Consider the following 16,035-nt stretch of genomic DNA (forward strand, 5'->3'; position numbering starts at 1 on the left):
CGAAATTCAGCTTGCTTCAGCCTGCACCAGCAACGCCGCTTGCGCCGGCAGCTCGGCCAGCATCACCACTTGTCCCGGCGTGATTACCAGGTCGGGCTTGAAGCTGTCTTCTGCGGCAAGCCCTGCGCGTTGCCACCGAAGCTTCACCACGCGCTCCTGCAGGCGCAGCGTGATCTCAAACGAGGGCCAGTGCCCCGGTACACGGGGCGACAGCGACAGCGCACCTTGCTGCACCTTGAGGCCCAGAATGTTTTCCAGCGCCGCGCGGTGCAGCCACGCAGCCGAGCCGGTGTACCAGCTCCAGCCGCCGCGGCCTACATAGGGCGCCGCGCCATAGATGTCACCCGCCATCACGTAGGGCTCCAGCTCATAGGCGGGGCCGCGAACGGGGTGCTCGCTGCGGTGGGCCGGGCTCAGTGCCTTGAAGCTTTCCCAGGCGGCTTCGGTGTCACCGGTGAGGGCTTGCGCCATCATGGCCCAGACGGCGGCATGCGAGTACTGGCCACCGTTTTCACGCACCCCCGGCGGGTAGGCCTGGATGTAGCCCGGGTTGTTGTCCGACTTTTCCAGCGGCGGCGCCAGCAGGCGCAGCAGGCCCGCTTCGTTGTCTACCAACTGTTCATTCATGGCCTGCATGGCCGGGCCGATGAAGGCCTCGGTGGAAGCGCCGGAAAGCACCGACCAGGCTTGGGCAATCAGGTCGATGCGGCATTCGTCATTGGTGGAGGAGCCGAGCGGTGCGCCGTTGTCGAAGAACGCCCGGCGGAACCAGGCACCGTCCCAGCCCGCGTCGTGCAGGGCGGCAACCCAGCCGGAACGGGCCTGGCGCCAGCGCTGCGCGCGGCCGTCGTCGCCGCGCGATGTAGCCAGGGGCAGAAAGTCATTGACCACGCGGCATAAAAACCAGCCCAGCCAGACAGACTCGCCGCGGCCTTCGTGGCCCACGCGGTTCATGCCGTCGTTCCAGTCACCCGTACCCATGAGCGGAAGGCCGTGTGCCCCGATGGCCAGGCTGCGGTCCAGGGTACGGGCGCAGTGTTCGAACACCGTGGCGGTTTGCCCGCTGGGTTGCGGCGCGTAATACGCGTCTTCCGCATCTTCGGGAATCGACGGCCCGTCGATGAAGGCAACCTCTTCATCCAGGATGCTGGTGTCGCCTGTGACCTGGACATACCAGGCGCAGGCATAGGGCAGCCACAGCAAATCGTCCGAAAAATGGGTGCGCACGCCCTCACCGCCGGGCGCGTGCCACCAGTGCTGGACATCCCCCTCGGGGAATTGGCGCGAGGCGTTCAGCATGATTTGCGTACGCAGGCGGCCCGGTTCAATGACGGCGAAGGCCATGGCGTCCTGCAACTGGTCCCGAAAGCCGAATGCGCCGCCGGCCTGGTAGAAACCGGCCTTGGACCACAGGCGCGATGCCAGGGTCTGGTAGAGCAGCCAGCGGTTGACCAAAGCGTCAAACAGCGGATCGGGCGTTTGCACCTGCACTTTGCCCAGCAACCCGGACCAATAAGCCTTGACCTGTTCAAGCGCCTGCGCCGCATCTTTGCCTTGCCAGCTGCGGGCCAGTTGTAGTGCCTGCGTGGCGTCGCCGGCATGGCCGAGCAGAAAGGTGAACGCAAGAGTCTGGCCGGGAAGCAGGGAGAACTCGCTTGCCAGCGCGGCGCAGGGGTCCGCGCCGCCGGCGGCATTCTGGCCCAGGGCGGAAGGAAGCACCAGCCGGCCCGTTGCGTCGAAAAATTCGCTTCGGTCGCAGGTCCACTCGGGTGTGCCGGGCAAACCGGTCAGCGACAGGAACGCCGTGCTGCCGCCGAAGCCCGCCCGGCTTTCACGCTGCTGCGCAAACACGGCTGTCAGCAGGCTGTCTTTGTCTTTCCACGCATGGATGGTGCGGCGTTCGTGGCGTGCAGCACCCATCTGCCATTCGACCATGGCCAGGGCGCGCAGCTTGCGCGTGGCGCTGCCCTGGTTATGAAGCGTGACCTGCACCAGTTTGACCGGATCAGTTTGAGCAACAAAAAAAGTGGTTTCCGCATGAAGCGCACCGTGCTGGCATTCGAATACGGTGTAGCCCTGGCCGTGACGCACACGGCAGGCAGGCGCCGGGCCGTGTTGTGCCGACGGGCTTAATGCCAGCACTTGCTGCGTGTCCACGTCCTGCAGCAGATAGTGCTCGAAGGTGGGATCCGCCACCGGATCGTTGGACCAGGGCGTGACCTGGTGCAGCCGGCTGTTTACCGCCCATGTGTAGCCGGCACCGGTCTCAGACACCTGAAAGCCGAAAGAGGGATTCGCGATCACGTTGATCCATGGTCGGGGCGGGCGGTGCAGGCTGTCAACGTCAAAACGGAACTCGCCGGTGCCGGCATCGAAGTGTCCCTGGGGTGTCTGCAGTGCACCGGGCTGACCGGTGGCGCTGGGAGAACCGGTAGAGCCGGAGGAGGGCGCCGGCAGCGGACGCGTGGCGGAGCCCGCACGGCGCTGGGCGTTGGCCGTGCTGCGTAGCGCTGCGGCCTGTTGTTCAAGCGGCCTGCCGTCTGCCACCAGAATGACGCGTGCCAACCCCGTCAGCGCGGCTTTTTCCGAGGGCACGATTTCCTGGTCGCGCAGCAGGTAAAAGCCACCGGCGTCGCTGCGCGGAAAGCTGTTTTCCGTTTGTTGCAGTGTGCGGTCGCGCAGCGCCAGGATGTCGCGTTGCAAGGGCATCAGGTAGGAGTTGACTTCGCTGTTGAGGATGACCACGTCGGTACCCAGCCCGCAGAAACTCCACCAGGGTTGGGCCCGCAGCAATGAATGCACCAGTGCCATCCCGTTGCTGGAGTGGATGAGCACCAGTACGATGGGTTTGTCTCCCGAGATGCCGAAACGCCAGAGCTGGCGCTGGTCCAGCAGGCCGCGTTCCGCCATCGGCCGTGCGCAGCTGTACATCAGTGCGGTGTTGAGGTCCTGCAACGCCGCATTTTCCTCGGGGTCGACCCCGAGGTCGCGCAGGCGCACCTGGGCCAGCGTGGCGGCCATCCGGGTAGCGCGCTCCACGTGCATGGGCTGCAGGTATTTGTCGATGCGTGCCGCGAGTTCGTCGCTGCTGGACGCGGCGGCTGTGGCAAAGCTGAGCCGGGCCACGCCGCCTGCCGGAATGCGGATGCGAAGGCGCAGGCCCGCAACCGGGTCCAGCCCGTTGATGGGCGAGCCGTCCTGGCCATGCGCCTCGGCCCGCAGTGCCGGGTGGCCCGGCTCCCGGTTACGGCCCAGAAAGGCGCGCCGGTCCGAGATGAAATCGATGGCGCGTACGTTGGCTTCCGAATTGGCAAGAAAATGCGCGACCGCCATGACAGGATCGCCCTGCAGCCGGGGTTTGCGCGACAGCAGCAGGGCGCGCCATTCGGGATGCCAGCGTGTCTGGACAAACAGGTTCGAAAATGCCGGATGGGCCTCGTCGGCGCGCGGGTCGGTCAATACCGCTTCAAAGCATGAAATCACGTCGAGCGTCATCTCCGTGGCCGACAGGTTGCGCAGCGTGACGTTGCGCATTTCAGTGTCGTCCTCGGGACTGACCAGCACGCTGGTGCTTGCCTCCAGCTGATCGGAATTCACGTCAAATTGCACGCGGTCCGGCAGGTAGGTGGCCTTGTATTGCCAGCCGGGATGCGGCGCCGGATGTTGCGTCAGGGACCATGCCTGCTCCTGGCCGGACGGACGCAGGTAGATGAAGGTACCGCAGGCATCGCGCAGCAGGTCGTCGCGCCAGCGGGTGATGTTGTAGGTCTTGCCTGCGGTGCGCCAGCGGCTGACACCGGCCCCATTGGCGCGCAGGGCGACGCTGTAGCGCCCGTTGGACAGCAGCTGTGTAGGTTGCCAGCCGGGCATGGCCGGGTCGATCTCACGTGAATGGTACAGCCGGGCTTCGGCCAGCTCCGCGGGTTCGGGCAATGCGCGCGGGTCTGCGCTTTCGATGATCTGGCGCGGTGTCTTTTCATGCAGCAGCGATTCGAACGCCTGCACCAGCGGGGTCGAAGCGAACCAGCGGCGCGGTGCTTCGTTGCACAGCACATTGCACAGTGCCACCAGCGACATGCCCTGGTGGTGCGCCATGTAGGTGTTGACCAGGCTCATCGCCTGGGCGCCTGGTTGCCTGGCGACGGTGAAATCCAGCGCATCGGCAAAGCCGTATTCGCCGCGCGCACCCCATTGCTCAAGCTGGCGCAGGTTCGCCACCGCTTCTTGCGGCGTGAACTGGGACGCCATGATGCTGGCATAGGGCGCCACAACGCGGTCGGCAGGCGGGGTCCGCCGAAGGGCCAGTCGCGGCACGCCAAACGGCGAATACTGGTAGGCCAGCGTATGGTCTTGCCCAAAGTAGGCCGACTCCGAAACGCCCCATGGCAGGCCCTGTGCCTGGCCCCAGGCCTGCTGCTCCTTGACGGCCGCAAGGCCGGACACATGCAACAGGCCTTCGTCGGGCTCGCTCATGACCAGCGAAGGCATCAGGTATTCAAACATCGAGCCCGACCAGGACTTCAGGCCGGGCGTTACGCCCACCGTCAGGAAGGCGCGGCCCAACGCCAGCCAGTGGCGCCGCGGCACATCACCTTTGGCAATCGCCAGGAAGCTGGTCAGGCGCGCCTCCGAGGCGATCAGGTCGTAATAGCTGGCGTCAAGTGCCTGCTCGTGCACACGCAGCCCGATATGAAACAGGTGGCGCTTGGGGCTGTAAAGGCCGCCGAAATCCATCGCCATACAAAGCTTTTCACAGCGGGCTCCCAATTCCAGGAGTTCGGCGGATTCGCCTGGCGATGTTTCCTGGTGCGCCGCCAGCTGGCGAACACACTGCGCGACGGCCAGCAGGTGGCCCGCCAGGTTACCGCTGTCTACGGTGGAAACATAGGCCGGAGGCAGCACTTGCAGCGACCGGGTTTCATACCAGTTGAGCAGGTGGCCCTGGTGCTTGGGCAGTGCTTCGACCGTCCCCAGCGTGGCGCCCAGCCGCGCGATCAGCTCGGTGGTGGATATCCAGTTGAACTCGCGCGCACAGGCTGCAGCCATCAGGTACAGGCCGATGTTGGTCGGCGAGGTGCGGTGTGCGATCGTCGGTTCCGGTTCCATCTGCAGGTTGTCCGGCGCCAGGTGGTGGTCTTCGGGGCCGACGCAGCGTTCAAAGAAGCGCCAGGTCTGGGCCGCCAGCTTCATGAGGTAGGCGCGGTCTGCGGCGCTGAGTGACAGATATGGCGCGCGAACAGCCGGCTTGCTGCCCCACCAGGCCACTGCGGGCGCCAGCGCCCACAGCAGGAAAAGCACCGGGCCGATCAGGGGATGCGGCCCCCAGCATGCGGCCGTGCCCAGCGCGAGGCATAACGCGGACACCGGGGCATGATTGCGGACAAAAGCGCCCAGCGTGTACTGGGCGGAAGCCTGCGACTGGGCGGCGGTGGTCCACTGCAGCAGATGGCGGCGGCTGATGGCCATGCGCCAGAGGGCCCGTGTGATGGCGTCGAACGACAGGGCAGCCAGGGCGGGCAGCTGGCTCAATTGCCAAAGCGCCTGCGCCATGCTGCGCGCCACATCGCGCATGCCGACGTCAAAGAAGTGCCCCCAGGCGATGCCTCGCCGTGTGGGAACCAGCCCTGCCAGCGCACCCATCAAGGGGCCGGCCAGGAATGCCAGCACGGTGAAAACCAGTGCCGTCGCCACAGGCAGCGCACCCGTGAATATTGTCCAGGCCACAAGCGCGAAGCAGGCCGGGGCGATCATCGAGCGGCGCAGGTTGTCTGCCATGCGCCACAGGCCCAGGGCATCGATGCCGTAGCGCTTCGCATGCAGCATCAGCGGCAGCAATTGCCAGTCGCCGCGCGTCCAGCGGTGTACGCGTGATGCGGCCACGCCTGCGTGATGTGGGTGGTCTTCCATCAGCACGACGTCGCCTGCGTAGCCGCAGCGGGCGATGCTGCCTTCCAGCAGGTCGTGGCTCAGGATGGCGCCCTCGGGCATGCGGCTGTCCAGCACGGCATGCACGGCCTCGACATGCAGCAGGCCCTTGCCGATGAAGTTGCCCATGCCGAACACGTCCTGGTACAGGTCGGAGGTACCGTTGCTGTAAGGGTCCAGGCCGCGCTGGCCTGCAAACATCGCATGGAAGGGGGAACGCTCGTGGTGGGCCGACAGGGGCATGGCCACGCGGGGCTGCAGGATGCCGTAGCCGGCGGTCACGCGCCGCGTCTCGCGGTCGACGTGCGGCGTGTTCAGCGGGTGCGCAGCGATGGCCACCAGTTCGCGCAGGGAGCCCGCCGGCAGGCTGGTGTCGCTGTCGAGCGTCAGCACGTAGCGTATGCCCGGCGCCAGCCGCATGTTGACGTCCACAGGGACAAACGGCGATGACGAGCGTCCGGCCAGTTGCCGCAACAGCATTTCAAGCTTGCCACGCTTGCGTTCCGCCCCGATCCAGCGGCGCTCTGTCGCGGACCAGCTGCGCGGGCGGTGCAGCAGTAAAAATCTTGCCGGTGAGTCGGAGCTCGCCGGCGGGCAGGCTGCGTTGAGTGCGCGCAGTTTGACAAGGACGTCTTCGAGCAGCTCTGAATCGCCGGCCAGGCTCTCGGCGTCGGCGTCAGCCCAGTCTGTCAGCAGGGCAAACTGCGCATGGGTTTCGCGGCCGGCCAGCCAGTGCAGCTGCAGGCGGTGCACCAGTTCGCTGTTGGCGCAAGCTGAAGAAAGCATCGAAGGTATCACCACCAGCACGCGGTGTTCAGCCGGGATGCCCGTGCTGAAATCGAGACGGGCCAGGGGCTGTATGCGTGTGGATTCGGCGATCAGCCGGTGGATCAGCGCAGCGACCACTTCCGACGCGGGCCAGGCCATCAGCACCAAGGCTACCCATGCCGTCCAGGGTAGCGTGGCGAGCGGGTGTGCGGCCCAACTGAGCAATGCAGCGGTTCCGGCAATCCATGCGGCCGCGTAGAGCGGCAGGCGCCAGGCGCGTGGTGTTTCGGGGGCCGGCAATGGTTTGTGCGGCGCTGCGGCGGGCTGCAATGCTGCTTCCAGCAGGGGGCGGCCCGGCCCTATCAGGTAGTAGCCGGCGGTGTGTGCCGCCAGGGAGTTGTTGGGCTGGTGCGCGGCGGCCAGCACCGCTTCGGCGACGGCGCGCTCGGATTTACCGGTTTGCTGCGCCAGTCGCTCCATAGCGCGCGTGATCTGTTGGCGCGTCATCTCGCTTTCGCGGGAAAAGCTCGGCAGCCGGCGCAAGACCTGCAGGGAATGGCTGACCGGCTCGATCAGCTCCACCCACTCCACCTGGCCTATGAGCCGCAGGGTGGTGATGATGTTGCTGACGGTCAGGTTGGCGGCGACCTGGGTGGTTTGCCCTTCGCCGATCATGCCCAGGGCATCGCCGCAATGCTTTTCGGTCCAGCGGACGAGAGGTGGCGCCGAAGGCGAGTCCGGCTCTTCACGTTCGGCAGGCATGCGCTGCCAGAGCTGCGTGAGATAGCTGCGTTCAAGGCCATGGGCCTGCATCAGGCCGTACAGCTCGTCGAGTTCCTGCAGGCTCAGTACGCCGGCCTTGTCCCAGGTGGCATGCGCCACTTCACGGGCCACCTTGTTCCAGGCGATGCGGTCGGCCATGCGGCGCAGGTTTTCCAGCAGGACCACACGCAGCGTGGTCGGCAAGGCCCAGAGTTCGCCGAGATTGAGTTCACTGACCTCCTGGTAGGCATGCAGGAAGGCCGTGAAAAGCTCCGGGTCCAGCACGCTGTCGGTGTGCGCTACATAGGCCCATGCAATACCGTACACCCGGGGAAGGCCCTCCAGCGGCTTGCTCGCCAGTTTGGGCAAATCCGCGTAGTAGCGGTGGGGGACGCCATCCTGGATCTGTTGCAATTGGGCTTCGACAAGGTGGAAGTTGTCGAGCAGCCATTCGGCGGCCGGCGTTACGTAGTGGCCTGTCAGCGAAGTCAGGGCGATGTAGTCGTAAGCAAGGCGGATCGCGGCGATGTTTTCCTGGACGCGCGGGAAAAAAGGCGGACCGTGATCAGGGCTGCCGGCAGGCCTGATGGGTTGGGCTGCGGCCAGGCTGCGGCCGTGTTCTTCAAAGCGCTGCGCACCGAAAAGTTCAGCGCGGATGGGCTGCTCTGCGCCGCCCTGGCGGGAGGCGAGCAGTTGCCGGGCGTAGGCGCTTAGGGTGTCCAGCCGCTCGATGACAGCGGGGGTCACGCGCTCAGGCTACGGCTAACAGGCCAAGAAAAATAGCCAGTATGGCCGCGACTGTGATGATGCGCGGTGAGGCCAGGGAGTGCGCGGACTGAAGCCCGGACTGGAGCGTAAAAAACCGGCTGCGCGAATGCGCGCACTGATCCATGTGTGACGCCAGATCGGCGGCGTCGGTGGAAACAAAATCGTTTTGAATGGCGGACGGTGAGTCGGCCATGATCTCCAGGGTAGTCATGATTTTGCGCTCCGGGGGTAGCTGGTTTGGGCAACGCGTGGCGAAATACCCGCATTGCTCCGTGTCTGACACCATGCTACGCACCGGCCCCTCGCGGGGCCATCAGAAGACGCTGGAGTTTGTCTAGGACAAGGCCTACAGTATGCGCCCCTGGTAATACCCCCACAGCGGGGAATCTCTCACGCGCAGCATGGCTGCCCGTTGTTCACGGCCATTCAACCTGTGTTGCGCAGGCCCGCGGCAATCCCGTTGATGGAAATGTGAATGCCGGTTTGCACCCGCTGGTCGGCCTGGCCGGCGCGGTAGCGCCGCACCAGCTCCACCTGGAGGTGGTGCAGGGGGTCGATGTACGGAAAACGGTGGCGGATGGAGCGCTGCAGGGCGGCGTTGCCCGCCAGCCGCTGCTTTTCCCCGGTGATCAGCGTCAGCGCCTCGGCCGTGCGGTGCCATTCGGACTCAATCGCACTGAAGATTTTTTTGCGCAGGCGCGCATCGCCCACCAGCTCCGAATAACGTGAGGCCAACGCCAGGTCGCTCTTGGCCAGCACCATGTCCATGTTGCTGAGCAGGGTGCGGAAAAACGGCCACTGCTTGTACATTTTTTGCAGCAATGCCAACGCTTCCCTGCGGCTGGCGGGCGTACCGCCCTGCTGGAGGAATTGCTCGATGGCCGAGCCGAAGCCATACCAGCCGGGCAGGGTCAGGCGGCACTGGCCCCAACTGAAACCCCAGGGAATCGCACGCAGGTCTTCAATTTTCTGCGAAGCTTTGCGTGACGCCGGGCGGGAGCCGATGTTGAGTTCCGCAATCTCGCGGATCGGCGTGGAGCCAAAAAAGTATTCGGTGAACCCCGGGGTTTCGTAAACCAGGTTGCGGTAGGCGGCCATGCTGGCCTGTGACAACTCGGCGGCGGCTTGCAAAAAGGCCTTGGTAGCGGGCTTGGTCGGCTGCAGCAGTGTGGCCTCCAGCGTGGCGGCGACCAGGGTTTCCAGGTTGCGCCGGCCGATTTCCGGATTCGCGTATTTGGAGCCGATCACTTCTCCTTGCTCGGTCAGGCGGATCTGGCCTCGTACCGTGCCGGGCGGCTGCGCCAGGATGGCCTGGTAGCTCGGACCGCCGCCGCGGCCGACCGTGCCGCCGCGGCCATGGAACATGCGCAACTGGATGTTGTGCGAGTTGGCCAGCTCGTCGAACAGCTCGACCAGCGCGATCTCGGCGCGGTACAGCTCCCAGTTGCTGGTGAAGATGCCGCCATCCTTGTTGCTGTCCGAGTAGCCGAGCATGATGTCCTGCTCGGCACCGCTGCGCTTGACCAGCTGGGCGATGCCGGGCAGGGCGTAGAACTCGCGCATGATGGGCGCGGCATTGCGCAGGTCTTCGATGGTTTCAAACAGCGGCACGACGATGAGGTCGTTGGTGGCATGGCTGTCGAGCGTGGCGTGCATGAGGCCGACTTCTTTTTGCAGCAGCAGAACCTCGAGCAGATCGCTCACGGTCTCGGTATGGCTGATGATGTAGTGGCGGATCGCTTCCTTGCCGAAGCGGGCGCGCGCGGTGCGGGCCGCCTCAAAAATCGCCAGTTCACCGCGGGCGTGGGCTGAATAAGCGGTGCCGACCACGCGCAGCGGCCGTGCATCGTTGAGCAGGCCCATCAGCAGTGCGCGTTTGGCCGCTTCGTCCAGCTTGCCGTAATTCGCCTCGATGCGTGCAACGGCCAGCAGCTCGGCCACCACTTCTTCGTGCTTGTCGGAACTCTGGCGCAGGTCGACCGTGGCCAGGTGAAAACCAAACACTTCGACCGCGCGGATCAGCGGGTGCAGGCGCTGGGCGATCAGCGCTTCACCGTGATGGGCCTTGAGGGATCCTTCGATGGTGCGCAGGTCGGCCAGGAAGTCTTCCGACTTGAGGTAGGCGTTTTGCGGTGCCACGGCATGGCGCGCGGCATCGCCGCCGGTCAGGTCCTTGAGTGTGGCGGCCAGGCGTGCGTAGACGCCGGTGAGGGCGCGACGATAGGGCTCGTCCTTGCGGTGTTCGCTGGTATCGGGCGAGCTTTCGGCGAGCAGCCGCATCGCGGGGCTGAATTCGACCAGCATGGCTGACAGCGAGAGCTCGCCGCCCAGGAAATGCACCTCGGTCAGGTAGTGGCGCAGCGCCACTTCTGCCTGCCGGCCCAACGCGTAATTGAGGGTGTCGGCGCTGACGTTGGGATTGCCGTCGCGGTCGCCGCCTATCCATTGGCCCATGCGCAGAAAGCTGTGTACCGGCTGGTTGCCCAGCTCGCGTTCCAGGTTGGCGTAAAGCTTGGGAATCTCCCGCAGGAAAGTGGCTTCGTAGTAGCTCAGCGCATTTTCGATCTCATCGGCGACGGTGAGTTTGGAAAACCGCAGCAAACGGGTTTGCCACAGCTGCATGACGCGGGCGCGAAGCTGCGCTTCATTGGCGGCCAGCTCGCGCGGTGTCAGCGCGTCCTTGGCGGCATTGACAGCTTGCGCCAGCGCCTTGATGTCGTCCCGCGCTGTCAGCAGCAGGGCGATGTCGCGCTCGGCGTCCAGGATGCTTTTGCGCTGCACCTCGGTCGGGTGGGCGGTAAGCACCGGCGAGACAAAGCTGTGCGCCAGGGTGGTGGAAATGGTTTTGGTCGAGATGCCGGCCCAGCGCAGTCGGGCCAGCGCCACGTCGATACTGCCTTCCTGCGTGTCGCCTGCGCGCTCGTGGACCGCGCGGCGGCGGATGTGGTGGCGGTCTTCGGCCAGGTTGGCCAGGTGGCTGAAATAGGTGAAGGCGCGGATCACGCTGACCGTCTGGTCGCCGGACAGGCCCTTGAGCAATTTCTTGAGCGACTTGTCGGCTTCGGGATCGGCGTCGCGCCGGAAGCTGACGGAGAGCTTGCGCACCTGCTCGATCAGTTCGTAGGCGGCAACGCCTTCCTGCTCGCGGATCACGTCGCCCAGAATGCGGCCCAAGAGGCGGATGTCTTCGACCAGCGGGCGTTCGTTGTCCCTGGAACGAGTGGACGACTTACCGCCCCCACGTTCACCCACTGCGTGTGGTTCTCTGCCCCCCGAGGGGGCTGGCCTTGCTTGGGGCGGCCCTGCGCTGCGGCCGCCGCTCTTGTCGCTGACAGCGGAGTTATTCCTTTTTACGCGCGCGGAAGTGACCATCTCTGCCCTCTAGTTCTTTAGCCTTGCATGCTAGCATTCACTTCCCCCCAAGTATTACAAGCAGGTTACGAGTGTCCGCAGCGTTTGAATCCAGACCGAATGATATGAAAAAAGTGGTCATCGCCACCCGCGAAAGCCGTCTGGCGATGTGGCAGGCCGAGCATGTGAAGGCGCTGCTGGAGTCGCGCCTGGGCTGGCAGGTCGAGCTGCTGGGCATGACCACACAGGGTGACCAGATCCTGGACCGCTCGCTGAGCAAGGTCGGCGGCAAGGGCCTGTTCGTCAAGGAACTCGAGGTAGCGCTCAGCGAAGGCCGGGCCGACCTGGCAGTGCATTCGCTCAAGGATGTGCCCATGGACCTGCCCGAAGGTTTTGCGCTGGCCTGTGTGCTGGAGCGCGAGGACCCGCGCGATGCTTTTGTCTCTAATCAATTTGCCACACTCGCGGATCTGCCGCAGGGCGCCGTGGTGGGCACTTCCAGCCTGCGCCGGCTGGTGCTGCTCAAGGCCATGCGCCCCGACCTGGTCATACAGCCGCTACGCGGCAACCTCGACACGCGCCTGCGCAAGCTCGACGAAGGCCAGTACCAGGCCATCGTGCTGGCGGCTGCGGGCCTGAAGCGCCTCGGTCTGGAATCACGCATCCGCAGCGCATTTGAGCCCGAAGACATGTTGCCGGCCGCAGGCCAGGGCGCCCTGGGCATTGAAGTGTGCGCCGATCGCGCCGACCTGATGGCCGCGTTGGCCACGCTGGCGCACCAGCCGACCTGGCTGGCCGTGACGGCCGAGCGTACGGTGTCGCGCGCCATGGGCGGCAGTTGTTCCATGCCGCTGGCGGCCTTTACGCAGGGTGCCGCCAATGGGGACGCCATGCAGCTCAATGCCGCCTGGGGCGACCCGGCCACCGCCGAGGCGCCATCCGCCGCCGCAGGCCCGCTGGCGCCGCTGGTGCAGGTCAACCAGACCGCCGTGGTGCGCAGCTTTGCCGAGGCCGAGGCCCTGGGCGAGGCCGTGGCGGCGCAATTGCGCGCCGGCGGCGCCGTGTGGGCCGGCAAAGCCCCGGGCGCCTGATGCCGCAGGCGCCGGTGCCTTCGACTGGCGCTATGACCCGCGTCATCGTGACGCGGCCCGCGCAGGATGCGCAGCACTGGGTGCAGCAACTGCAGCAGGGGGGCTTTGCCGCTGAGGCGCTGCCGCTGATTGACATCGCCCCCGCTCTGGTTACGGCCGCGCTGGAGCGCGTCTGGCAAACACTGGGCCAATACGCCGCCTGCATGTTTGTCAGCGGCAATGCGGTGGAGTACTTTTTCAAGAAAAAAATGGCTGTAACCCATAAGGGACGTGCGCAAGCAGCTATCAATAACATAGCGAATGCCGATGCAATGCTGCCGGCTGCGCTGCGTTTCCTTGCGCCCGGGCCGGGCACTGTGGCGGCTTTGGTAGCCGCCGGGGTACCTGCCGGGCAGATCGATGCGCCGCCGGCCGATGCGGCCCAGTTTGATTCGGAAGCCCTGTGGGCGGTGACAGGCCTGCGCGACTGGCACGGCAAACGCGTGCTGGTGGTGCGGGGGGAAGGCGCTGTCTCGTCTGGGGCCACGGCATCTTCCGGCCGCGACTGGATCGCCCGCCAGTGGGAGGCCGCTGGTGCGCAGGTGGATTTTGTGGGGGTTTACCGGCGCCTTGCGCCTGTGCTCAGCGAAACACAACTTCAGCGCGCGCGCGCGGCCAGCGTGGATGGGTCTGTATGGCTCTTCAGCAGCTCTGAAGCGGTGGCCAACCTGACGGCCTTGCCTGCGCTGGCCGGGGTGGACTGGCGCCGCGCCCGCGCGGTGGCCACGCATCCGCGGATTGAGGAAGCCGTGCGTGCTGCCGGTTGGGGTGTTGTTGTGGCGTCACGTCCTGCCCTGAAGGACATCAGGGACACACTTGCCTCGATAGAATCTCTTTATCCATGAGTGACAGCCCTAACGCCCAGCCTCCATCCTCCACGCCAGACAACGAGCCGGTGCTGGAACGCGCGCTGGTGCCGCTTCCCCCGCAACCCGTTTCGCCCGACGTCTGGGTGGTGCCGCGCAAATGGGCGCTGCTGGTTGCCGCGCTGGCGGCTGCGGGCTTGCTCGTAAGCGGCTTGCTGTGGCAAAAGCTCGGCAATATCCAGGAAGAGCTGGCCCGCCGCAGCATTGATTCCGGCGCGCAGGCCATTGAAGCGCGCACACTGGCGCGCCAGGCCCAGGAAGGTACGCGCGAACTCTCCGCACGGCTGGCCATCCAGGAAACCCGCATCAGCGAAGTCAGCCTGCAGCGCACCCAGCTGGAGGAGCTCATGCAGAGCCTGTCGCGCTCGCGCGATGAGAATCTGGTGGTCGATGTGGAGTCGGCCCTGCGCCTGGCCCAGCAGCAGGCCCAGCTCACCGGCAGCGCCGAACCGCTGCTGGCCGCGCTCAAGTCGGCCGACCAGCGCCTGTCGCGCGCCGCGCAGCCGCGCCTGAACCCGCTGCAACGCGCCATTGCCAAAGACATGGACCGCATCAAGGCCGCAACGCTGACCGACGTGCCGGTTCTCATGCTCAAGCTCGACGAACTGGTCCGCATGGCAGACGACCTGCCGGTGGCCAACGCCATGGTGGCAGCCGGCCAGCGTGCATTGCCCGCTGCGGCCGCGCCGGCCTCCGCGCCGCGCGCTGCTGCGTCGGCCGCGTCTTCCGCCGGAAAGTCTTCCATGCTGGGATTCGACAAGCTGGCTCTCGATGCCTGGTCGCAGCGCACGCTGGACAACCTGCGCGAAGAAGCACGCAAGCTGCTGCGCGTGAGCCGCATTGACCAGCCCGAGGCCGCCCTTGTGTCGCCGGAGCAGTCGTTTTTCCTGCGGGAGAACCTCAAGCTGCGCCTGCTCAATGCGCGCCTGGGCCTGCTGTCGCGCCAGACGGATTCGGTGCGCGCCGACCTTGGCAGTGCCAATGCCTGGCTGGGCAAATATTTTGATGCCTCGTCCCGCAAAACGCAGGCCGCAGCGCAGTTGCTGGCCCAGGTCCAGGGCCAGCTGAAAACCAGCGAGCTTCCGCGCCTGGACGAAACCATGGCCGCGCTGGCCACAGCGGCCGCAGGCCGCTGAGCGGGAAAAGGCAGGAACCAGCATGCGCGCCGCCCTCTGGCTTTTGGCCCTGTTTGGCGTGGCCGTTGCCGTGGCCCTGTTTACGGGCAACAACCAGGCCGTGGTCACCATCTTCTGGCCGCCGCACCGTGTCGATATTTCCTTCAACCTGATGGTGATGCTGCTGGCAGCGCTTTTCCTGGTGTTGTACCTGGCCTTGCGCGCGCTGTCGGCGGTGTTTTCGCTGCCGGCGGAAGCCAGGCGCTGGCGTGCCCAGCAAAAAGAGCGTGCCATGTACGGCGCTCTCATGGATTCTCTGGCGCATCTGCTGGCGGGGCGCTACATCCGTTCGACCAAGTCGGCACAAAATGCGCTTGCGCAGGCAAAGAGCCTGAACCTGCTGACCGACGAATCCGGCCATGTGACAGGCCACAGCACCAGCCGCGGCAGACAGTTGCGTTCGCTGGCCCATCTTCTGGTGGCCGAAGCCGCGCAGGCGCTCCAAAACAAGAGCTTGCGCGACCAGCACCTGCAATTGGCGTTGAAGAGCTCCCGTCATGCGCAGGAAGTGCGTGAGGGCGTGCAGTTCCGTGCGGCTCGCTGGGCGCTGGACGATCGTGACGCGGGTGCGGCACTGGATTGGCTGGGCCAGCTTCCGCAGGGGGCATCGCGCCGCACGCTGGCCCTGCGCATGAAGCTGCGCGCCTCGCGGCATGCGCGGCACACGGCGCAAGCGCTGGAAACCGCGCGCCTGCTGGCCAAGCACCGCGCTTTTTCGCAGGCGGCGGCGCAAAGCATTGTGCGCGGTCTGGCCCTGGAGCTGCTGAACGATGCGCACGACCCCGCGCAGCTGCAGCAGGCCTGGTTCTCGCTGGATGACACCGAACGCGCCATGCCCGAGCTGGTGGTGCATGCGGCGTCGCGCCTGATGGCGCTGCACGGTGACCCGGAACTGGCCCGCAGCTGGCTCCTGCAGGTCTGGGACCGCATGATGCAGCCGCGCTCGGAGATCGGCGACAACCTGCGTATCAAGCTGATCGGTGTCCTCGAAGGCGGCCTGGATTCGCTGGACGCAGCCTGGCTGGCCCGCATTGAAAACGCACAACTCAGCCGTCCGCGCGATGCCAACCTGCAATACCTGGCGGGCATGGCTTGCCTGAGCCGCCAGCTCTGGGGCAAGTCCCGCCAGTTGCTGACGCAGGCGGCGCCGGCGCTTCAGGATGTAACGCTTCACCGCAATGCCTGGCGCGCCCTGGCGCTGCTGGCTGAGCAGCGTGAGGACGAGGCGGGCGCTGCGCAAGCCTACAAGCGCGCCGCGCAGATATAGACAGGCTCTGAGCGCGCGCCTCG

The 16,035-nt window shown here is 65.8% G+C and carries 7 protein-coding genes; 4 read left to right on the plus strand and 3 right to left on the minus strand.

Going from position 1 to position 16,035, the window contains the following annotated elements:
- Positions 1-6 precede the first annotated feature (6 nt).
- The 3 genes from AC1DVV_RS01110 to ppc all read right to left on the minus strand — a co-directional run bounded on the left by AC1DVV_RS01110 (position 7) and on the right by ppc (position 11,595).
- The gene (locus tag AC1DVV_RS01110; protein WP_477701856.1) at positions 7-8,202 is read right to left on the minus strand and encodes a GH36-type glycosyl hydrolase domain-containing protein; all 8,196 of its coding nucleotides are present in this window, start codon (positions 8,200-8,202) and stop codon (positions 7-9) included.
- Between the two features lie 4 nt (positions 8,203-8,206).
- Positions 8,207-8,434: a hypothetical protein gene (locus AC1DVV_RS01115; protein ID WP_457279414.1), complete on the minus strand. Its 228-nt coding sequence runs from the start codon at positions 8,432-8,434 to the stop codon at positions 8,207-8,209.
- A gap of 215 nt (positions 8,435-8,649) precedes the next feature.
- On the minus strand, positions 8,650-11,595 hold the full coding sequence (ppc, locus tag AC1DVV_RS01120) for a phosphoenolpyruvate carboxylase (RefSeq protein WP_457279413.1): 2,946 nt from the start codon (positions 11,593-11,595) through the stop codon (positions 8,650-8,652).
- 104 nt (positions 11,596-11,699) lie between these two features.
- On the opposite strand from ppc, the gene hemC reads away from it, so the two are divergent.
- The 4 genes from hemC to AC1DVV_RS01140 are packed head-to-tail and all read left to right on the plus strand — an operon-like array spanning position 11,700 to position 16,012.
- Positions 11,700-12,665: a hydroxymethylbilane synthase gene (gene hemC, locus AC1DVV_RS01125; protein ID WP_477666224.1), complete on the plus strand. Its 966-nt coding sequence runs from the start codon at positions 11,700-11,702 to the stop codon at positions 12,663-12,665.
- 32 nt (positions 12,666-12,697) lie between these two features.
- Positions 12,698-13,549, plus strand: coding sequence for a uroporphyrinogen-III synthase (locus AC1DVV_RS01130; RefSeq protein ID WP_477666225.1), 852 nt, complete (start codon positions 12,698-12,700; stop codon positions 13,547-13,549).
- Positions 13,546-14,706 carry a uroporphyrinogen-III C-methyltransferase gene (locus AC1DVV_RS01135; RefSeq protein ID WP_457279410.1) on the plus strand — a complete coding sequence of 387 codons (1,161 nt, stop codon included), beginning with the start codon at positions 13,546-13,548 and terminating at the stop codon, positions 14,704-14,706. The genes AC1DVV_RS01130 and AC1DVV_RS01135 overlap by 4 nt, the downstream gene beginning before the upstream one ends.
- Positions 14,707-14,728: 22 nt before the next feature.
- Positions 14,729-16,012, plus strand: a complete 1,284-nt coding sequence (locus tag AC1DVV_RS01140) for a heme biosynthesis HemY N-terminal domain-containing protein (RefSeq protein WP_457279409.1) — start codon at positions 14,729-14,731, stop codon at positions 16,010-16,012.
- The last annotated feature ends 23 nt before the right edge of the window (positions 16,013-16,035 follow it).

The sequence above is a fragment of the Polaromonas sp. P3_B4 genome (assembly GCF_056402835.1).

Coding starts and splice junctions, on each gene's coding strand:
- hemC (WP_477666224.1), top strand. CDS start 11,700: ATGAAAAAAGTGGTCATCGCCACCCGCGAAAGCCGTCTGGCGATGTGG.
- AC1DVV_RS01130 (WP_477666225.1), top strand. CDS start 12,698: ATGACCCGCGTCATCGTGACGCGGCCCGCGCAGGATGCGCAGCACTGG.
- AC1DVV_RS01140 (WP_457279409.1), top strand. CDS start 14,729: ATGCGCGCCGCCCTCTGGCTTTTGGCCCTGTTTGGCGTGGCCGTTGCC.
- AC1DVV_RS01115 (WP_457279414.1), bottom strand. CDS start 8,434: ATGACTACCCTGGAGATCATGGCCGACTCACCGTCCGCCATTCAAAAC.
- AC1DVV_RS01135 (WP_457279410.1), top strand. CDS start 13,546: ATGAGTGACAGCCCTAACGCCCAGCCTCCATCCTCCACGCCAGACAAC.
- ppc (WP_457279413.1), bottom strand. CDS start 11,595: ATGGTCACTTCCGCGCGCGTAAAAAGGAATAACTCCGCTGTCAGCGAC.